The 18890-nt window shown below is 65.2% G+C and carries 17 protein-coding genes and 2 pseudogenes; 9 read left to right on the forward strand and 10 right to left on the reverse strand.

Annotated elements, in window-relative coordinates; genetic code table 11:
• Positions 1 to 20 precede the first annotated feature (20 nt).
• Positions 21 to 665 (reverse strand): TetR/AcrR family transcriptional regulator, encoded by a 645-nt coding sequence (locus tag QRN63_RS08575; RefSeq protein WP_285030413.1) that lies wholly within the window; start codon positions 663 to 665, stop codon positions 21 to 23.
• A gap of 181 nt (positions 666 to 846) precedes the next feature.
• Between QRN63_RS08575 and QRN63_RS08580 the strand changes: the two genes are divergently transcribed.
• From QRN63_RS08580 to QRN63_RS08605, 6 genes are all read left to right on the forward strand, one after another.
• A complete protein-coding gene (locus tag QRN63_RS08580) occupies positions 847 to 1497 on the forward strand; it encodes a hypothetical protein (protein ID WP_285030414.1) in 651 nt (216 codons plus the stop codon).
• A gap of 101 nt (positions 1498 to 1598) precedes the next feature.
• Positions 1599 to 3362 (forward strand): peroxidase family protein, encoded by a 1764-nt coding sequence (locus tag QRN63_RS08585; protein WP_285030415.1) that lies wholly within the window; start codon positions 1599 to 1601, stop codon positions 3360 to 3362.
• A gap of 6 nt (positions 3363 to 3368) precedes the next feature.
• Positions 3369 to 4679, forward strand: a complete 1311-nt coding sequence (locus QRN63_RS08590; protein ID WP_285030416.1) for a cytochrome P450 — start codon at positions 3369 to 3371, stop codon at positions 4677 to 4679.
• 47 nt (positions 4680 to 4726) lie between these two features.
• Positions 4727 to 6649 carry an acyl-CoA dehydrogenase family protein gene (locus QRN63_RS08595; RefSeq protein WP_285030417.1) on the forward strand — a complete coding sequence of 641 codons (1923 nt, stop codon included), beginning with the start codon at positions 4727 to 4729 and terminating at the stop codon, positions 6647 to 6649.
• Between the two features lie 105 nt (positions 6650 to 6754).
• Positions 6755 to 7180, forward strand: coding sequence for a DUF4189 domain-containing protein (locus tag QRN63_RS08600; protein WP_267319773.1), 426 nt, complete (start codon positions 6755 to 6757; stop codon positions 7178 to 7180).
• A gap of 79 nt (positions 7181 to 7259) precedes the next feature.
• The gene (locus QRN63_RS08605) at positions 7260 to 7523 is read left to right on the forward strand and encodes a hypothetical protein (RefSeq protein ID WP_267319772.1); all 264 of its coding nucleotides are present in this window, start codon (positions 7260 to 7262) and stop codon (positions 7521 to 7523) included.
• A 63-nt stretch (positions 7524 to 7586) separates the two neighbouring features.
• Here QRN63_RS08605 and QRN63_RS08610 read toward each other — a convergent pair whose 3' ends face one another.
• On the reverse strand, positions 7587 to 8108 hold the full coding sequence (locus tag QRN63_RS08610; protein ID WP_285030418.1) for a DUF302 domain-containing protein: 522 nt from the start codon (positions 8106 to 8108) through the stop codon (positions 7587 to 7589).
• 353 nt (positions 8109 to 8461) lie between these two features.
• Between QRN63_RS08610 and QRN63_RS08615 the strand changes: the two genes are divergently transcribed.
• Entirely contained in the window at positions 8462 to 9568 is a 1107-nt protein-coding gene (locus tag QRN63_RS08615; protein WP_410506145.1) for a glycoside hydrolase family 6 protein, read from the forward strand.
• A 150-nt stretch (positions 9569 to 9718) separates the two neighbouring features.
• Here the strand turns inward: QRN63_RS08615 and QRN63_RS08620 are convergent, their stop codons facing one another.
• The 5 genes from QRN63_RS08620 to QRN63_RS08640 form a co-directional block, all read right to left on the reverse strand.
• On the reverse strand, positions 9719 to 10591 hold the full coding sequence (locus tag QRN63_RS08620) for a hypothetical protein (RefSeq protein ID WP_285030419.1): 873 nt from the start codon (positions 10589 to 10591) through the stop codon (positions 9719 to 9721).
• A 46-nt stretch (positions 10592 to 10637) separates the two neighbouring features.
• A complete protein-coding gene (locus tag QRN63_RS08625; RefSeq protein ID WP_285030420.1) occupies positions 10638 to 11411 on the reverse strand; it encodes a glucose 1-dehydrogenase in 774 nt (257 codons plus the stop codon).
• A gap of 69 nt (positions 11412 to 11480) precedes the next feature.
• Positions 11481 to 12959, reverse strand: a complete 1479-nt coding sequence (locus tag QRN63_RS08630) for a WS/DGAT/MGAT family O-acyltransferase (RefSeq protein ID WP_285030421.1) — start codon at positions 12957 to 12959, stop codon at positions 11481 to 11483.
• A gap of 165 nt (positions 12960 to 13124) precedes the next feature.
• Positions 13125 to 14552 (reverse strand): FAD-binding oxidoreductase, encoded by a 1428-nt coding sequence (locus QRN63_RS08635; RefSeq protein ID WP_285030422.1) that lies wholly within the window; start codon positions 14550 to 14552, stop codon positions 13125 to 13127.
• Positions 14549 to 16021 carry an APC family permease gene (locus tag QRN63_RS08640; RefSeq protein ID WP_285030423.1) on the reverse strand — a complete coding sequence of 491 codons (1473 nt, stop codon included), beginning with the start codon at positions 16019 to 16021 and terminating at the stop codon, positions 14549 to 14551. The genes QRN63_RS08635 and QRN63_RS08640 overlap by 4 nt, the downstream gene beginning before the upstream one ends.
• A gap of 216 nt (positions 16022 to 16237) precedes the next feature.
• On the opposite strand from QRN63_RS08640, the gene QRN63_RS08645 reads away from it, so the two are divergent.
• Positions 16238 to 17035: a L,D-transpeptidase gene (locus tag QRN63_RS08645; RefSeq protein WP_285030424.1), complete on the forward strand. Its 798-nt coding sequence runs from the start codon at positions 16238 to 16240 to the stop codon at positions 17033 to 17035.
• A 368-nt stretch (positions 17036 to 17403) separates the two neighbouring features.
• Here the strand turns inward: QRN63_RS08645 and QRN63_RS08650 are convergent, their stop codons facing one another.
• The 3 genes and pseudogenes from QRN63_RS08650 to QRN63_RS08660 all read right to left on the reverse strand — a co-directional run.
• Positions 17404 to 17832 (reverse strand): hypothetical protein, encoded by a 429-nt coding sequence (locus tag QRN63_RS08650; protein WP_285030425.1) that lies wholly within the window; start codon positions 17830 to 17832, stop codon positions 17404 to 17406.
• A 322-nt stretch (positions 17833 to 18154) separates the two neighbouring features.
• Positions 18155 to 18373, reverse strand: coding sequence for a three-helix bundle dimerization domain-containing protein (locus tag QRN63_RS08655; RefSeq protein ID WP_285030426.1), 219 nt, complete (start codon positions 18371 to 18373; stop codon positions 18155 to 18157).
• A 118-nt stretch (positions 18374 to 18491) separates the two neighbouring features.
• Positions 18492 to 18608 (reverse strand): annotated as a pseudogene (locus QRN63_RS08660) (TetR/AcrR family transcriptional regulator); the annotation flags it as partial.
• Between the two features lie 11 nt (positions 18609 to 18619).
• Here QRN63_RS08660 and QRN63_RS08665 point away from each other — a divergent pair.
• Positions 18620 to 18832 (forward strand): annotated as a pseudogene (locus QRN63_RS08665) (SDR family oxidoreductase); the annotation flags it as partial.
• Positions 18833 to 18890: the final 58 nt, after the last annotated feature.

Consider the following 18890-nt stretch of genomic DNA (forward strand, 5'->3'; position numbering starts at 1 on the left):
TGCCCGTTGACGTTCGAGGTTCAGGTGCTAGGCGGCGATCCGACGAAATCGTCCAGCGCCGACTCGATTTGGTGTGCCAGTCGCTGCGGCGCTTCGATGTCTCCGGTGATCAGGTCACGCAGTGCGCGGTGGAAGAGGCCGTCGGCCGTCGCATAGACGATGGCGGGCGTGACGATGACGGCGGACTCGGTGAGCTCGGCGTAGGCGATGACGGCTTTCCAGGTGAGCGCGGCAAGGCTGTCGTCGATCTCGTTGATGCTCACGGCGAAGCGGTCGTCGAAGAGTGCCTGGGTGCGGAGGTCGTACCAGAGCCGGTGCATCACGGCCGACTCGCGCAGTGAATTGCTCAGCGCGTTGCTGATGCGGGTCTTGAGCTCCGGCCCGGAGCTGCCGTCGATGACGATGGAGTTGTAGCGGTCGATGAAGTGGTCCTTGTATTGCCGCACGCAGCACATGACGAGGTCGTCTTTGTCGTCGAAGTAGTAGTGCAGAACGCCGAGCGATATCTCGCAATGCTGGGCGAGCTCGCGCATGCTGGCCCGCGCGAAGCCCAGCGCAGCAAGCCCGCTGGTGGCCTGGGCGGCGAGCGCTTGGCGGCGTGCAGCGAACTTTTGCCCGCGCGGGCCCGACAGTCGGCCTGCTACGCGGCTCGAAGGGGTATCCACAGGGCTCCAGTGGCAGATGAGGTGTCAGTGAACTGACGGGAAATTGTAAGTCTAATCCTCTGATCAGGCACTTCCGTCGTCGGCAGCAAAGTTTGGACGATCGTCTTGAAATGCCCACGAAGAGTGGCGTAGATCACTATCATGCTCCGCGGGTACTCGAAATTCAACGGGAATGGTGCGGATGAGCGAACAAGAAACCGCCGCGGATTCTGCTGCGGAAGACAGGTTGGCGTGGTTGCGAAAATCCGCAGCAGAAGGCCAGTCGGGGGCGGTCGACTCGGCGTGGAGCTGGATTGTCGAGCTCTCCACGTTGGCCGACAACGACGCCGACTCGGCTGAAGCGCAGCTCAATGATCTTTTCCGACTGGGTGCGCCACCCGTCGATCTGGACGGTCCGACCGAGGGCATCCTGGTCATGACGACGACCAACCCCGCCCTGGATACCGTGACCCGGGCCGTCACCGCCTTGTGGATGCCCTGGCAGGGCAAACGCTTCGACGCGGATGCCGGTACCGGGGACAACCGGCTGACGCGCAGCACCGGACTTGTCGGCAAATTGCTGTGGCCGCTGTACTCGATGCGTGACGCCGAATCGGGCAAACTCGCCTTCGATTTCGCCACGTATGTCGAAGCCGGCAAGGACGATCCCGACCGCCAGGTGATGGTCATCGATTACGCCAACGTGGAATCCAATCCGCGGTTGGTGATCCGCAGCATCCGCGACGAACTGGTGGAGCTGGTACCCGGCGTCTACCTCGGCAAGATTCTGTTCAACACCGGCTCCGACCGGTTCAGCAAGATTGGATATTTCGCGCTGCGCACGCCTCGCTGACGGACCCCAGATCATCCGACGACCACCGACAAACTTCGAAAAGAAACGGCGACAACATGATTCCGTCTCAGTGGCACGAATATCCCTCTCTCCTCCTGCAGTTGAACGCACTGTCGAAGACCCGTGACGAGCTGCGTGAGCACAACCTGTACGAGGCGTACGGCATGCGGCCGTCCGACGACCTCGGCCAGCCCACCGATGAGGTACGCCGCGCCCGTCAGCCTGATGGCACCTGGAACGATCTCCAGGATCCGCACATGGGCGCCAAGGGCACCGGCTTCGGTCGCAACGTGCCGCTGTCGATGACCGTCACCGACGTAAAACGACTCCTCAAGCCCGACCCTCGCGTCATCAGCCGCAAGCTGATGGCCCGTGACGATTTCAAGCCCGCGGGCATCATCAACGCGCTCGCCGCTGCGTGGCTGCAGTTCGAGAACCACAACTGGTTCTTCCACGGTGATGGCCACGCGGACAAGACCATCGACATCCCGCTGAGCGCCGACGACCACTTCCCCGAGAACCCGATGAAGATCCGGTGCACCATCCCACTGCGCGGCGAGATCGCCGACGGCTGTCCCGCACCGGTTTTCGCCAATGCGGAGACACATTGGTGGGACGGCTCGCAGGTGTACGGCAGCGGCAGGGATCGCCAGGCGGAGATTCGCACCTTCGTCGACGGCAAGGTCAAGGTCGACCCGAACGGCCGCCTCCCCGAGAGCGACATCCCCGGCATCGACCTGACCGGTATGAAAGAGAACTACTGGGTGGGCACGGGTCTGCTGCACACCATGTTCGCGCGCGAGCACAATGCCGTCTGCGACGCCTTGAAGAAGGCGTACCCGAGCTTCGACGACCAGCGCCTGTTCGAACTCGGTGTACTCGTGGTGTCGGCGCTGATCGCCAAGATCCACACCGTCGAGTGGACGCCGTGCGTGCTGCGTCACCCGGCGCTGCAGATCGGCATGAACGCGAACTGGTATGGCGCGCTTGGCGAAACGTTCCGCGACAAGATCGGCCGCATCGGCGACAACGAGGCCCTCTCGGGCGTCGTGGGATCGTCGACCGATCACCACGCCGCACCCTTCTCCCTGACCGAGGAATTCGTCTCGGTCTACCGCATGCACCCGCTGATCCCCGATGACTGGAACTTCTTCTCGCTGGAGTCCGGCGAACACCTCGTCAAGGCGGACTTCACGCAGCTGCAGGGCAGCTACACGCGCGACTTCATGGACAAGCTCCAGATGAGCGACATGTGGTACTCGTTCGGTCTGGCCAGCGCCGGCGCCGTGTGCCTGCACAACTACCCGAACGCGCTGCGCAACCTGACCCGCGTCGACGGACAGGTCACCGACCTCGCCACCCTCGACATCGTGCGCGACCGGGAGCGAGGTGTGCCGCGCTACAACGACTTCCGCGAAGCTCTGCGGATGCCGCGGCGCAAGACCATCGACGACATCACCCCGAACAAGCAGTGGGCGCGGGAGATCAACGAGGTCTACAACGGTGACGTCGACGCCGTCGACCTGCAGATCGGTATGCAGGCCGAGCAGCCGCCGAAGGGATTCGGCTTCTCGGACACCGCATTCCGGATCTTCATCCTGATGGCGTCCCGCCGCCTCAAGAGCGACCGCTTCTTCACCAACGACTTCAAGCCCGAGGTGTACACCCAGGTCGGCTTCGACTGGGTGAACAACAACACCATGAAAGACGTGATGCTGCGGCACTACCCGGAGCTGGAGCCGGTGATCGGCGATGTCGAGCGGGTGTTCGCGCCGTGGCCGAAGCTGGGTGCACCGGTGCCGGGGAAGAAGAACCCGGTGGTGCAGCTGGCCGACTCCGTCCGCGCCTACCTGCCCTGGGGCTGACGAACGATGGCCGAGGATTTCCCGCACGCATCGATCGTCGAAGGTGTTCGGTTCACCGCTCAGATCGGGGTGCCGAATGTGGTTCTGGGACTGTTCAACAAGCGAGAGCTCCCCACTCGCATCGCATCCGGTTTGAGTTCGGACTACTTGGGGTACCAGCTCGTCGAAGGCATGGTCCGCAGTTACGGCCCCGGTCCGTTTTATGTCCGGGTCGTCGCCGACGAGGCATTGCTGGTGCATCACCCGGACGACCTGGAGTTTGTGTTGAGTGGATCGCCGGACCCGTTTGCTTCCGACCCGAAGCCCAAACGGGAGGGCATGGCGGCGTTCCAGCCGGACGCACTGACGATCTCTCGCGGCCAGCCGTGGGAGGACCGGCGCCGGTTCGCCGAAGCGGTGTTGGACACCGGCCACCCGGTACACCGGTTGGCGCAGGGATTCGTCGAGAAGGTTGCACGGACGGTGGCGGGTCTGGGCACCGGCGCGCTGAAGTGGGCGGAGTGGAACGCCGCATTCCAGCGGTTGACCCGGAGCGTCGTCTTCGGCGACAAGGCCGCCGACGACGCCCGGCTCACCTCACAGCTCAGCGAGCTGATGTCGGCCGGCAACGGCATGCCGGGCGAGCCGGCACCCGGATATCCGGAGTTCGTCTCCCACATCGAGTCGTACCTGACGGAGCCGGAGCCGGGCAGTCTGGCCGCACTCATTGCGGAGACCACCCCGCCGGAGACGGCGAGCCCCGCGAGCCAGGTGATCCACTGGCTGTTCGCTATGGGGGACACGCTGGCGGCCAACGCTTTCCGGACCCTCGCGGTGTTGTCCACCCACTCGGAGAACTTGCGTGAGGTCCGTGCGGAGATGGGCTCGGCCGACATCAACTCGGGGCAGGGCATCGCGTCGCTGAAGTACCTCGGCGGTTGCCTGCTCGACACCATGCGGCTGTGGCCGACGACGGGGCTGTTCGGGCGCGTCGCGACCCGGGATATCGAATTTCCCAGTGGTGCAGTGCTGCCCGAAGGCAAACAGGTCCTCATCTACAACGTGTTCAACCACCGGAACCGGGACCGGATCCCCTACGCCGACCGTTTTTCACCAGGTGAATGGGTCAGCGGGGATGCCGGGAGCGACTGGTCGTACAACTTCTTCAGTCACGGCCCACAGGGCTGTCCGGGTGCCGGCCTGTCGGTGTTCCTCGGCCAGGCCTTCCTGGCGCACGTGGTGGACGGAGCCACGCCGGTGCTGCGCGGGGCTACGCTGAATCCGCAGAAGTCACTGCCGCACAGTATCGATCTGTACGGCATCAGCATCGAACGCTAGATGGACCAATCGGTCGTCAACGCGACCGTGCGACGGAGGGGACCCTTGTGACGACGACCGCCGAACATCTCCGCTACGCCCTGGATGGACGTTGGCGCGAGGTGAAAGACCGTATTCGGCAAGAGCTTTCCGCAGAGCTGTTCAAGCCGCACTACACGCCGGACACCGCGGTGGCCCGGGCCAAGGTCACCGAGCAGATGAAGTACATGGCTTCGCGCGGCGCCGCCGAGGATGCCTTCGCGAAGGGCCACGGCGGCAACGGCGATGCGGGCGCCACCATCGCCCGGATCGAGATGCTGGCCATGAGCGACCTGTCGCTGATGGTCAAGGCCGGCGTGCAGTGGGGCCTTTTCGGTGGCGCCATCGACAACCTGGGCACGGAACGCCACCACGAGGCCTATGTGCGCAAGGCCATCGACCTGGACCTCGTCGGCTGCTTCGGGATGACCGAGACCGGGCACGGCAGCGACGTGCAGGCCCTGGAGACGACCGCCACGTACGACCCGGCAACCGGTGAGTTCGTCATCGATTCACCGACCCCCACCTCGCGCAAGGACTATATCGGCGGCGCGGCCGAATCCGCCCAGGTGTCAGCGGTTTTCGCGCAACTGATCACCAAGGGCGAGAACCACGGGGTGCACTGCTTCATCGTCCCGATCCGGGATGAGTACGGCAACGACCTGCCCGGTGTCCGCACCTCCGACTGTCACTACAAGGGCGGGCTGCCCGGCGTCGACAACGGCCGCATCCAGTTCGACCATGTGCGGATCCCGCGCGACAACCTGCTCAACCGCTACGGCGACGTCGCCGAGGACGGGACCTACTCGTCCCCGATCGACAATCCGAACCGGCGGTTCTTCACCATGCTGGGCACGTTGATCCGCGGCCGCGTGACGGTCGGCGGCAGCGCCGCGGCGGCCGCGCGCGTCGCACTCGACATCGCGACCCGGTATGCGTTGCAGCGCAGGCAGTTCGAGGCCCCGAAGACCGACGAAGAAGTCCTCATCATGGACTACCTGGTGCATCAGCGCCGGCTGCTGCCGCTGATCGCGAAGTCGTACGCGCTGCAGTTCGCGCAGAACGAGTTGGTGTCCGACCTGCACGATCTGCAGGATGTCGAAGAGCCCGACGGTGAGGTGCAACGCGAACTGGAGGCGCGGGCCGCGGGACTCAAGGCGGCCGCAACGTGGCACGCCACCAAGGCCATCCAGGAATGTCGCGAAGCGTGCGGCGGTGCGGGTTACCTGGCGGAGAACCGGCTCATCGCGCTCAAGGCCGACACCGATGTGTTCACGACCTTCGAAGGCGACAACCACGTCTTGACGCAGTTGGTGGCCAAGCACCTGCTCACCGAATATGCCGACGACATCAAGGGCATGAGCCCGTTCGAGTGGGTCAAGTTCGCCACCAGCACCGCCCGTGAGCGGGTGCGCCGGAGCACTGGCACCGAGACCATCCTGCAGAACCTGCTGGACACGCGGCAGGACAACGAGGAAGAGGGCAGCCTCTTCAACCGCGGTACCCAGGCGAAGATGTTCGAGGACCGGGCCGACTACCTGCTGTCGACGGTCGCCCGCCGCCTGCAGGCCAACTCCAAGGAGATGAGCCCGTTCGAGGCGTTCAACTCGGTGCAGGACCATGTGCTGCATGCGGCGTCGGCGCACATCGATCGCATCGTGTTCGAGTCCTTCGCCGCGGGCATCGACGCATGCACGGATCCGGAAGCTCGTGAGATCTTCGGCCTCCTGTGCGATCTGTATGCGCTGTCGGTGATCGAAGAGGACAAGGCCTGGTACATCGAACACCGCTTCCTGTCCATGGACCGGGCCAAGGCCGTCACCGCCGGTATCAACGACCGCTGCCGCAAGCTCCGGCCGTACGCCGAGGTGCTGGTCGACGGGTTCGGTATCCCCGAGCAGCTGCGCTACGCCGAAATGCTGCATCCGGAACGCATCCCGGATGTCCGATGATCCGCAAAAAGCTGTTCTGAAAAAAAGTGTCCACTTGCTGACGGTTGATCGCTCCTAGCTAGTGAACGGCGCCCACGAGGGTGCCGACCAGCCAAGGAGAACGCCATGACTGCTGTATCTGTCCGTCGCCGCTCAGCCGCCGCCGCTGCCCTCGTCGCCGCCGGAGCCATCGCCGGTGCGCTCGGCGCAGCAAGCCCGGCGAACGCCGGAGTCAACAGGTACCTCGCCATCGCGTTCTCGCCGGCGACGGGCCAGTGGGGCTACACACAGAGCCTGCTGGATGCGAACCAGGCCAAGTACGACGCGGTGGGGTATTGCCTCAACAAGGGCGGTACCGACTGCCGGATCGTGGTGTGGGGAGACAACGAATGCGCCGCGCTCGCCACGAGTCCCAACCCGTTCAACCACAGCCTCATGTGGGGCACCGGTGTGGCTCAGACACAGAAGGAGGCCGAGACCAAAGCCCGGCTGTCGACGTCGTTCGGCGCCACCGTCGTCCTGTCGTTCTGCTCGCTGGGCACCGAACACTGACGAGGCCGGCAGCCCACAAATCATCGCGACTGGCGGTAGCTTCGTCCAATACGGACTGCGGACGGCGAAAGGAACCGCCATGGATCTGAAGAAGGCGATGCTGTTCGCGGCAGCGGGCGTGGCGGCGGGGGTGCTCTGCGCACCCGGTGCGCACGCCGACATCTGCGACCCGTCGGTGACCGTCTGTCAGGGCGGTGAAATCAGCGGACCGACCTCGGTGCCGGCCGCGTCGCCGTCGGTCATCGCGAGCGATGACGAGTTCCCGTTCGGCGATGACGAGTGGTACCTCTATCCCGGAGCGGGCGTCATCAACCACTGGGGCGGCGGAGGCGGCCACCGGTAGTTCGAGTGCCGCTCTCCCTCGGCTTCAGATCGAAGGCGTTGGGAGAGCCGGCGGCGGTCGAGCTCACGGTGCATCGCCTGTGCTCGCGACCTTCTCGGCCAGGGCGGCGAGTTTTTCGTCCAAGACGAGTGCCGCCGCACGCAGCGGCGGATTTTCATCGACAACCATCAGTGACGACGGCTTGACGTAGGTCAGGCTGCTGCAATTGTCATCCTCTTCCGTCAGAAGAACCTCCACGGGAGCGAACAGCCCGGCAGTGAGGTCGTGACGGATCATGGTGATCGCGATGAGCGGATTGCCCAGGATGACGCGCAGCACCTTGCGCTCCACTCCCGCGGTGCTGAGCCACAGGCTGTGGTCGATCAGGTGCATCAACATGAAGTCGCTGGGCCCGGCCTGGTGCTGGACATCCGCTGCGAACGCGTCCCAGTCTCGCTCGGCCAAGGCCGGGAGATTGGTTATCTGCGCGGGCTCGGCACCGATATCGGTGAGCAGATCGTCCCGCAGCTCATCGAACGTCTTGTCGCTGTCGAATCGCACCCGCACCCCGTTGAACGGAATCTGCTGAGCGTCACTCGTCGCCATGGTCGGCCTCTGCTTTTGCGATGGTCATCTGACGAAGTCCTCTCGATGGGAAGCGGCGGTCTGACACCTACTCTGCGACGGCCGGAACCCAATGGGCTGGCCGAGATGATCCTGGTGTTCGCAGGGACACGATGCAGATCACTTCGTAGGTCGACCGCCGAGACGGGCCACCAACTCGACGGCGGATCACTCGCGCGGCCACCGACGACACCGCCACCGGATGTGCCGCCGTGCCCCGGACCGACCGGGGAAGCGCTCAATGGTGGTGGTACCAAACCTTCGAACCACCGTCGACCAACTAGACGCGGCTCGCTCTGCAACGCCGGGGGCTAGACGCGGGCCGATGAGCCACATTGGTCACTCGCACACCAACTTTGGGCCCCGATTGGCGCATATTGACCAAGTCGAACTATTTTTCTGGGGTGATCTCCTCAGCTGTTGGCGTTGTTGCCCGCTGGACTGCTCCCCTCCTGGCTGTTGCCGCCGTCGCCGGCGTGGGCCTGTCAACTGAATCGCCGCGCGCGGTCTCGGTATCGTCGCTTCGCGACGGCGCTCCGGCCATCCGCCTGGTCGATGACAGCAACCCGCTGGCCGGCCGACCCTTCTACGCCGACCCGATCTCGAAGGCCCGGGCCGCCGCCGCGCAGGCCGACCCGCCCAGCCCCGAGCTCACCGCCATCGCCAACACGCCGCAGGCGTACTGGCTGGATCAGGCGTTCCCTGCCTCGACCGTCGGTGGCACCGTCGCCGGGCTGGCCGGTGCGGCCAACGCCGCGGGCGCCACCCCCGTGCTGGTGCTGTACGGCATCCCGCACCGCGACTGCGGTAGCTACGCGGCGGGTGGCTTCGGTTCGGCCGACAGCTACCGGGCCTGGATCGACAGCATCGCTGCCGGACTCGGTGGCTCGCCGGCGGCGATCATCGTCGAACCCGACGCACTCGCGATGGCCGACTGCCTGTCCGCCGGCCAGCGCCAGGAGCGCTTCGACCTGATCCGCTACGCCGTCGACTCCTTGACGCGCGACCCGGCTGCCGCGGTCTACATCGACGCCGGACACTCGCGCTGGGTGAGCGCCGAGACGATGGCCTCGCGGCTGAACGATGTCGGTGTCGCCAAGGCGCGCGGCTTCAGCCTCAACACGACCAACTACTTCACCACCAACGAGGAGATCGGATACGGCGAGGCGATCTCCGGCCTGACCAACGGCGCGCACTACGTCATCGACACGTCGCGCAACGGTGCCGGGCCCGCCGAAGGCGACCCGATGTACTGGTGCAACCCCGATGGCCGTGCGTTGGGTGTCGCGCCGACGACCGACACCGCCGGTGCGCACGCTGACGCGTACCTGTGGGTCAAGCGGGTCGGCGAGTCCGACGGGTCGTGCGGCCGTGGGGAGCCCGGCGCGGGTACCTTCGTGAAGTCGTTCGCCATCGACCTGGCGCGCAACGCAGCGCACTGATTCCGCGCGCCGACCGTCCGATGGACGACAACGTTGACGGGGCCGACTTCCTGGCGTCGTATCCAATGGGCGAGGCGGACCGCCGCAAGGTCGGCTATGAGAATGCGTTGCGGCTGTTCGGGTATCGCATTCCGAACATCGGTGGGGGGATCAGTCCCGCGAGCGCGCCGGCCAACTCAGATTGAGCGCCTTACCGACCTGGTTGAGCTGGTTGAGGGCTTCTTCGATGCGACGGCGGGGCACCTCGACGCGCCACTCGGGCATCCGCCCGGTCAACTGCAGCGTCTCGGGACTGAAGCTCACGGACGTCGGCGTGAGCTCGCGGGGCAGCTTCGGCAGCTGAATCCGATAGGCGGGCAATCGTTTGGGCAGGTGCCAACGGGCCCTTCGCAGCGCAACCAGCCGCGGCTTCACCAGGAGCGTCGACCCGTCGATCGTCGCGTCGACCTCGAGGTGGCCGAGGTCCGGCCTTTTCGCCCAACGGATTTGAGCGACACCACCGGCGTCGATCTGGCCGAGCAGGCGCGGCACGGCGCGACCCGGTAACGACGACGCCCGCTCGATCACCTTGTCGAGGGCCTCGGTCGACATCTCGATGGTCAGCTCCAGCGGTGCGGCCACCAGCACCGGCGTATTGCTCGGCTTGACGTGTGTGTTGTGCAGGACGGCGGTGGCCTTGTCGAATTGCCAACCGTGCCAAACGATGTCGGCTGCCGAGATCGAAACGGTATTGAGTTGACCGACAGACAGGCTCCGCACCTCGAGGTCGGCATCGATCGCCGTCACTGTCAGCGTCATCTCGCCGGACTTGAGCTTTACGGTCATGCGGCGGCCGACGAGTTGCTTGCGGAGCGTGTCGAACAGGGTCTGGTAGGCGCCGACCGGGCCGCTGGTGAGCGCGCGGCCCGCGGCCGACGACCAGAACGACGACAGCGCATCCAGCGGTTTGAACGGGTCCCAGTTGGCCAGTGAGTCCCAGTTCGAGAACCCGTCCCAGGGCGGGAATGGTCCGGTGTTCGCCATGATCAATCATCGCCACTGCGTCAACCGCCGTGCCCTCAGCCCTTGGCTATTGACCCATCACGTACTTGACGGTGGGACCGGTGGTCCAGCCGCCGTCGACCGCGATCTCGGCGCCGGTGACATACGAGGCGGCGCGCGAGAGCAGGTAGGTCACGGCCCCGGCGATCTCGTCGGCCTCACCGACGCGACCCATCGGGGTGTTGGGGTAGTTGCCTTCGCCCTGCTGGATGCCGACCTGTGCCGTCATCGGCGTGTAGGTCATTCCGGGGTGCACGGAGTTGACCCGGATGCGGTCGGTGCCCAGTTCGACAGCCGCGATCTTGCTCAGGCCGCGGACCGCCCACTTCGAGGCGCCGTAGCCGGCGGTCAGAGCCAGGCCCATCAGGCCGGCAGCCGACGAGATGTTGACAATGGAGCCACCGCCGGCCGCGCGCATCGGCGCGATGACGGCCTGAATGCCGTTGAAGACGCCGACAAGGTTGACGTCGAGCACCGTGCGGAAGTGCTCCAGCGGTTCGTGCTCGATGAACTGGCCCGTGGAGATGCCGGCGTTGTTGACCAGACCGGTGATCTCGCCGAACTCTGCGACCGTCAGCGCGACGGCCGCATCCCACTGGGCGCGATCCGTCACGTCGAGGTGCGTGTAGCGCGCGGCATCCCCGAGATCGGCGGCCAGTTGCTTGCCCTCGTCGTCGAGGACGTCGGCGATCACGACCTTGCCGCCGCCGGCCACGATGTGCCGCGCCATCGACGCGCCGAGACCGCGTGAACCACCGGTGACAATGGCCACCACGTCCGACAAGCTATCCGAATCTGCCATCGCAGCAACTTCCTTTCGATGTCGTCAGGGCGTGGATCGCCATCTGGATCTGCCCGCGTGTGCAGGCAATCACACCTTTTCGGTGCTGCCGGGAGGACTCCCACCCGGTGGGACTGCGGTAACGGCGTTCTTGGCGGCAGGCTTCTTGGACGTGGGCTCTTCCCAGCCGGATGCGGCCAGGAGCAGGTTGAGTTCAGCCTTGGCGCCCTCGAGGATCTCCCACGGGTCCTCGACGAGGTCCGGATCGGCCTGGATGCCGACGTCGACGTTGCCGCCGTAGCTGAAGACGGTGACGTTGATGCCCATGCCGACGGTCAGCGGACCGACGGGCACGATGTGCTCGATCTTGGCGCCGGCCATGTACAGCTGGATCGGCGGGCCGGGGACGTTCGAGACGATGAGGTTGCTGGCCAATGGCAGCTTGTCCTCGAGCTTGGCGGCGCGAAAGCCCTTGAACATCAGGTTCAGCAGGACCGGCGGCGCGAAGTCGGTCAGACCGATGGACTGGCCGGCCTGCAGATCCTCGGCGAGCGCCTTGGCGCTGTTCATGCCGGTGTGGATGGCGGACAGCCGCTCGACCGGATCCGCCACATCGGTGCACATCGAGGCGATCATGGTGTGGACGTGGTTACCGGGGGTCTCGTCGCCCGCGTCGCGGGTGGACATCGGCACGGTCGCCAGCACCGGCGTCTCGGGCAGCGCGTCGCGCTTGGTCAGGTAGGTGCGCAGCGCGCCCGCCACGACGTTCAGGATCACGTCGTTGACCTTGACGCCGAGTCCGTTCTTCACGTGCTTGATGTGCGCCATCGGCAGCGACGTGTACGCGAAGCTGCGGTGCGAGCTGAGCGCGCCGTTGAAGCTGGTCTTGGGGGCGCTCATGGGGCGTGGCGGCGGGTCGTCGCGCCGCAGGTGGCTGATGGTCGTCACGGCGTTGCGGACGGTCTGGCCAAGGTACTGAACGACTTTCGGTGGCGTGGTCGCGGCGGCGAGCGTGCCCTTGGCGAACAGTTCGAGGCTCGAGTGGCGGGGTTGCTCGCCCTCGTCGGGCAGCGCGACGATGGGGTCCTTGGCATCGGGCGTGACATCGCAGAGCACCGATGACAGGCCCGCGCCGGACACGCCGTCGACGATCGAGTGGTGGGTCTTGGCGATGAAGGCGACGCGGCCGCCTTCGAGGCCCTCGACGAACCAACTCTCCCACAGCGGCTGGTTGCGGTTGAGCTGGCGGGCCAGGATTTCGCCGACGACGTCGGCGAGTTCTTTCTCGCCACCGGGAGCGGGCAGCGCCGCGCGGTGAATGTGATAGTCGAGCTTGAACGCGGGATCGTCGACCCACACCGGGCGGTCCAGTCCCAGCGGCACTTCTTGAATCCGGCGCCGGAACGACGGCAGGTAGGGCAGGCGGCGGTCGAGGTGGTCACGGAGATGCTCGAAGTCGAATCCCGGTGCGTCACTGGGCTCCAGAATCATCAAACCCAGCGTGTGCTGTGGCCATTCGGTGCCCTCCATGGACAAGAACATGGCATCCATGCCGGACAAGCGTTTCACCGCAATACTCCCATCGTGGACCACGGATTTGTGGCGGCAATAACGTATCCACGGAGGTGAGTTCTACAATTGCTACTTCCCAGTCAGCGAGAATCGAATTCGCCGCCTATCAGGCGGTTCACCACGGTTTGGGTTTTTTCTACTAAGTGAACTCGGTTAACTGTTTCACTTATTCTGCGACTGACGAAAAGATGTGGGACTGTCGCTTTTCTCGCTACTCGGCGCAGTTCTGATGCTCTGTTCGAACCGGAATATATTGTCGGGATCGTATTGGGCTTTGACGGCGCGTAATCGGTCGACATTGGCACCCCAATACGCGCGTTCCCAGTCGGGCATGCCGGCGTTGGGAACATTGGTATACGCACCATTCATGAACGGCTGCAATGCTTCTCCGAACTCTGTGATCCAGTTGAGGCAGCGGTCGGTCAACGGATCGTCCGCGGCGGGTGCGCCGCCGCGGACGCCCCACCCCGCACCCGGTTCGGCATAGAAGAGGGAATCTCGGTGAGCGAAGGCCGCGCCTCCGGCAGGTTCGCTCACGGGGACTGAGCCGCGTAATGCATTGGTGAAGTAATTGCAGGCGGGGGTCGGTGCTGTCGACATGTAGGTGCCGATGTGTTGTATCGCTTCCGCTGGAAATGGGTCAGACATGAACTGTGAGAGGAACTTCCAGTTCGCGGGCTCGTCGTCCATCGGTATCTGGAAGCCGGCGAATATGTCGTGCCAATTGGCGTCAGTGCATTCGACACGGGGCGCGCCGACGGACAGTATGGGCGCCAGCATATCGAGCGCGTCGCGCTCCGAACCGGAGGCAAGGACGCCGACCATCGAAATTTCGTCGCGACGGATCTCCAATTGGCTCGTGAGGCGAGGATCCGAGAACGGCGCACAGCGTTGCCAGGCATCGAAAACGGCGGAGAGGTTGCCCAGGCCGGGCCAACGCGCCACCACATAAATGCATTGCGCGAGTGGATGAATCGAGTATGTCATCGACGTGACGATGCCGAAATTGCCGTTGCCGGCGCCGCGCAACGCCCACAGCAGGTCCGTGTTGGTATGCGCGTCGGCGACCATCACCTCGGCGCCGCCGCGGGCGGTCGCGACCACGATCTCGGCCGCCAGGAGGTTGTCGCACGCCATGCCGTAGGCACGCGTGAGGAGGCCGAAGCCACCGCCGAGTGTCGCGCCGACCAGTCCGACGGAGCCTTCGGTACCGGTGGGTGCGGCGAACCCGGCCCGGCCCAGCATCGCTACCGCCTCGGACTGGTTGAGACCGGCACCAACCGTGGCGGTGCGTGCGGCGGCGTCGATCGCCGCGGACTTCAGGTGACTGACGTCGATGACGACACCGTCGTCGACGGTGGACCAGCCTTCGAGGCAGTGCCGCCCGCTGCGGGCCCGCACCGGCAGAGCATGCTGCCGCGCCCAGGTCAGTGCGTTGACGACATCGGTTGTATCCCTGGCGAATACGATGACAGCGGGCCGGTTTGTGTACAGCAGGTTGAATCCGGCACAGGCCGCGGGGTAGTCGGCGTCATCCGGACACACGACCGGTCCGGTGAGTGTTCCGGGCCGGCTCAGAAGGGGATTCATCGGTCCGCGGCGAATTCGTCGATGCCCGGTTCGTGGTCGAGTACCCCACGGTCGAAGACCAGCATCTTGACGAAGTATCCGAGGCCTGCGGCGATGAGGCCGAGCACGATGACACTCGGCACCCGCGCGGAACTCGGGGTCACGAGAACGAAGAGGGCGAACACCACCCAGATCAGTGCGACCGCGGCGACGGGAACTTCGAAGCGGCCCAAGCTGAAGCCACCTTCCTTGTGCTCCAACCGTTTCCGGACCGCGAGGTACAGCACGACGATGGCACCGTAGATCAGCGCCGGCAGTATGGTCGATGCGATGATCAGCTGGATGAGCGCTGCGCCGCGCAGTGTTGCCATCAGCACCACGCCGACTGCGAGGATCAGTAGTGTTGCCGGCACCGGGGTTTGGGTGCGTGGGTTGACCTGGCGCATCAGGCGGTGCGCGGGGAAACGGGCGTCACGCGCCATGGCGAAAACCTGCCGGGAACACGCGGCCAGCACCACCAAGCCGGCGCCGAACATGGCCAACACGATGCCCGCCAGCAGGATTCGTTCGGCGACGGGTCCCAGCTGCTCTCGGATGATGAGGGCGACCGGCGAGCCGCTGTGGCTGACAGTGCTGACGTCCTTGATCGCGATGGTGAGTGCGATCAGAAACACCAGGCCCGCGACGCCGGCCGCGACGACGGACGCCACGATGGCGCGCGGCACGCTGCGGAACGGATCCTTGGCCTCTTCCGCCAGATTCGCGGCCGAGTCGAAACCGACCAGCGTGGTGAGGCCCATGATCATCCCGGCCATGAGCCCGCCGCCGATGGCGTAGTAGTCACCGGCGCCCGCTGTGATACCGCGAGTTGTGAGGTTGCCGACATCGCCACTGCCCGTGACCGCCATGACTATTCCGAGCACCAGCACCAGGACCAGGACGATGCCCAGCTCCAATCCGACCGCGCCGGAGGTGATCATGCCGAGCAGCCGGGTCGAGGCGATCACCAGGGCTGTCTGGACGATCAGCACCGCGATTGTGATGAGGCGTGCGGTGTCCTCGTTGTCGCTGATGCCCAACAACGGCATCAGCGCCTGACTGGCCAAGGCGTTGTCGACCGCCACCGCGGCGATCGCGAGATACCAGAACGTCAGCCAGCCGAACAGCCAGCCGACCTTGGGGCTGGCCAGCCGCGACGCCCACTGATACGACGACCCGCTGAGCGCGATGCGCGCCGCGAACTGCGCGACGACGAGGGCGACGAGCGTCTGCCCGACAGCCGCGACGATCCACAGCCAGATGCCGACCGGCCCGGATGTCTGGAGGAGATCGTCATAGGTCCCGAAAATCCCGACTGCCACTGAGATGAAGGCGAACGAGACCGCGAAGACCTGAAAGCCTCCGAGGGTCCGCTTGAGCTCGGGGGTGTAGCCGCAGTCGACACATTCGTGGTCCGCAGTGTCCGGAAGTGCAACGCGGTCTGTTGTCATGGCCCAGCCCTTCTGTGCCCCCTGTAACATAATTGTCGCGTACGTCAACTACTTATGTCGGAGATTGGGCATCTTGGTCGGTGCCGTGATGTTGGGTGGCCAATCCGTGACTAATCTTTGACCGAAATATTGACGCGCCGTATGGATTTCGGCATTCGGCGACCCATACGATGACCCTGTTCAACCATGCGGCCAGCGCACGAAGGGGTCGGATATATGCGGGTGTTTGTACACGGTGTCCTTGCCGTGGTCGTGGTGGCCACGACCACCACCGGCGGCGCACTCGGTATCGAGACGGCGGGCATTCGCCTGCCGTTGGGTTCGATCATCGAGTCGACGCAGCCGACGCAGGGGATTCCGGTCGGTGTCGCGCATCCCATCGTGGTGACATTCAAGCGCCCGATCACCAACCGCGCCGCCGCGGAGATGGCCCTGGACGTGACGTCGACACCCGCGATGTCCGGCAAGTATGAATGGCTGGATAACAAAGTGGTGCAATGGGTTCCGGACGGATTCTGGCCCGCGCACAGCACCATCAAGCTGACGGTTGGTGGTCAGCCGATGGCAGTCACCACCGGTCCGGCCGTCATCGGGACCGCACACGTCGCGGACCATACCTTCACCGTCACGATCGACGGCCAGACTCAGCCGGACATGCCGGCGCCACACCATCTTCCGCATGTCGGCGAGTCGGGCATGTTGCTCGCAACGATGGGTCGGCCGGAGTATGAGACACCGCTGGGCAAGTACACCGTGTTGGCGAAAGACCGGAACGTGCTTATGGATTCGAGCAGTGTCGGCATTCCCGTCGACCATCCGGACGGGTACATGACCGAGGTCGAGTACGCGGTACGGATCAGCCGACGCGGGCTGTTCGTGCATTCGGCGCCCTGGGCCGTCGAGTCGATGGGTTTCGAGAACGTCAGCCACGGTTGTATCGGCTTGGCGCCCGCGGGAGCCGAGTGGTACTTCAACAACGTCAACGTCGGCGATCCCGTGATCGTCGAGCCTTAGTCGGGCTGTGTCCCAAGCTGATTTGATGTTCGGGTGGACCTACTCGTACAAGTGCGCCCTCGGTTCAGGGTCAATCAGGGTTGAGGCCGACAGTCGGTTGATCCTGAACTTGGGGCGGTCGCTACTCGCACAAGTGCGCCCTAGGTTCAGGGTCAAATCAGGGTTGAGGGCCGCAGCCGGTTGATCCTGGACTCAGGACGGTCCTACTCGTACAAATACCCCGTCGTCCGGTTGGTCCCGTGGCCCGGGCGGTCGCTACTCGGACAAGTCGGCCCTGAGTGCAGGGTCAACCGCAGCCGCAACGCATGAAGCACCCGAGCCGCAAGGGCTCGGGTGCTTCAGTGAAAGCGGTTGTGCAGCTGGATGGTTCAGTTCTGTGGGCCGGGTTGGGTCGGCAGGTTGGGGGTCGGGCCGCCGGCGTCGACCGGACGGAGAGTCCGGGCCTCCTTGCCGTCGGTGACGCCACCCATGTCCATGGGGATGGCGGCGGGGGCCGCGGCGATCGGGATGGGGGCGCCGATCGGCAAGCCGGCGGGGATCGGCGGCACGACCGGGGGCACTGCTGCCGGGACGGGCGGGACGACGGCGGGAACCGGCGGGACTGCCGCCGGGACGACCGGGGCGGCTGCCAGGGGGCCGACGATGCCCGAGGATGCGACGGCGGGGGCGGCGCAGGGCACGCCGGCTGCCGCGGCGGCAGGTGCCCCGGCTGCGGGTGCTGCGCCGGCCGCCGTGGCGACAGTGTCGCACGCGTATCCACCGGTCTTGAGTGGGATTGCGGCGGCGGTCGGGCTCACGGCCACGGCCGTCGCGCACACACCGGCGCTGGCAACTATTTTCACAGCGATTCGACCAAAGCTGATCATCACCGGCGTCTCCTTGAATGTGCCCTTAAATTACAGCGCCGAAAATTTGCGCAGCTGAACCGTAGGGCACCGCGGGAGGCGGGTTCAAGACATGTTCTCAATCGGATGCGCGCTCGACATGAGACTGAGCCGCGACCGTGACCGCACCGTTTCAATAGCCGCAATGTCCTCACGGAGAGGTATCGAAGGCATCAGAATGGTGTCGGAACCCGTTGCGGCGCCAGCAAACTCGGCGACGGGCCGAGCGAATGACCTATCCGCGGCCGGGTGCGTCGGCCAACAGCCTGGTCAACTCCTGATCGGCGCGCCGCTCGACGAGGAGCGGCACGAAGTCCCGAACGGTGCTCTCCGCGAACTGCTGCCGAGCGCCGTCGATGACGGTGGTCACCCGAGCCGGAGGCAGGTCCGCAAACTTGGCCGTCAAGCGGCTCTCGATTTCGGTGAAAACCTGCTCTTCGGTCTTGGCGGCCATACTGCCGATCCTTCTTGGCGGTGTTGACGGCTGTCAACGCAGATGGGGTGACGTGTAGGCGAACTAACAACCATGGGTGCCCTGTGACGGTGGAACGACGCTGGAGCGCTCCCGGCGGTTAGCGCCGGCGTAGTGCGCCGATGCCCTCGTCCAGCGCCGACTCGAGATAGGTGAGGTCGCCGGTGGCCAGCATGATGCCGACGCCGCCCTGGATGCCGGCCAACAGCGCGGCGGCCGCGACCTGTGGTCCGCGTCAATGCGGTGGCCCCGGGACCGATCGCGACCGAACGGCAGAAGGAGTTCGCCGATCACGTTCAACCCATGCTCGAGCGGCTGCCATCGCGCCGGATGAGCACGCCGGAAGAGGTCGCTGCAGCGGTGGCATTCCTGGCCGGTGACGAAGCCGCCAACATTCACGGTGTGGTTCTCGGCGTGGACGGGGGCTGGGCTGCGGTCTGAGGCGGTGACCGGTGCTCATCTGTCAAATAGATGCAGCCATCGAAATCGATCGTTGGAC

The sequence above is a fragment of the Mycolicibacterium sp. lyk4-40-TYG-92 genome (genome assembly GCF_030209435.1).
Taxonomy (GTDB): Bacteria; Actinomycetota; Actinomycetes; order Mycobacteriales; family Mycobacteriaceae; genus Mycobacterium.

Excerpts from the sequence above, each read along its gene's own strand:
- QRN63_RS08635 (WP_285030422.1), bottom strand. The coding sequence starts at position 14,552 with ATGAATCCCCTTCTGAGCCGGCCCGGAACACTCACCGGACCGGTCGTG.
- QRN63_RS08640 (WP_285030423.1), bottom strand. The coding sequence starts at position 16,021 with ATGACAACAGACCGCGTTGCACTTCCGGACACTGCGGACCACGAATGT.
- QRN63_RS08620 (WP_285030419.1), bottom strand. The coding sequence starts at position 10,591 with ATGGCGAACACCGGACCATTCCCGCCCTGGGACGGGTTCTCGAACTGG.
- QRN63_RS08645 (WP_285030424.1), top strand. The coding sequence starts at position 16,238 with ATGCGGGTGTTTGTACACGGTGTCCTTGCCGTGGTCGTGGTGGCCACG.
- QRN63_RS08605 (WP_267319772.1), top strand. The coding sequence starts at position 7,260 with ATGGATCTGAAGAAGGCGATGCTGTTCGCGGCAGCGGGCGTGGCGGCG.
- QRN63_RS08600 (WP_267319773.1), top strand. The coding sequence starts at position 6,755 with ATGACTGCTGTATCTGTCCGTCGCCGCTCAGCCGCCGCCGCTGCCCTC.
- QRN63_RS08580 (WP_285030414.1), top strand. The coding sequence starts at position 847 with ATGAGCGAACAAGAAACCGCCGCGGATTCTGCTGCGGAAGACAGGTTG.
- QRN63_RS08590 (WP_285030416.1), top strand. The coding sequence starts at position 3,369 with ATGGCCGAGGATTTCCCGCACGCATCGATCGTCGAAGGTGTTCGGTTC.
- QRN63_RS08655 (WP_285030426.1), bottom strand. The coding sequence starts at position 18,373 with ATGGCCGCCAAGACCGAAGAGCAGGTTTTCACCGAAATCGAGAGCCGC.
- QRN63_RS08625 (WP_285030420.1), bottom strand. The coding sequence starts at position 11,411 with ATGGCAGATTCGGATAGCTTGTCGGACGTGGTGGCCATTGTCACCGGT.
- QRN63_RS08610 (WP_285030418.1), bottom strand. The coding sequence starts at position 8,108 with ATGGCGACGAGTGACGCTCAGCAGATTCCGTTCAACGGGGTGCGGGTG.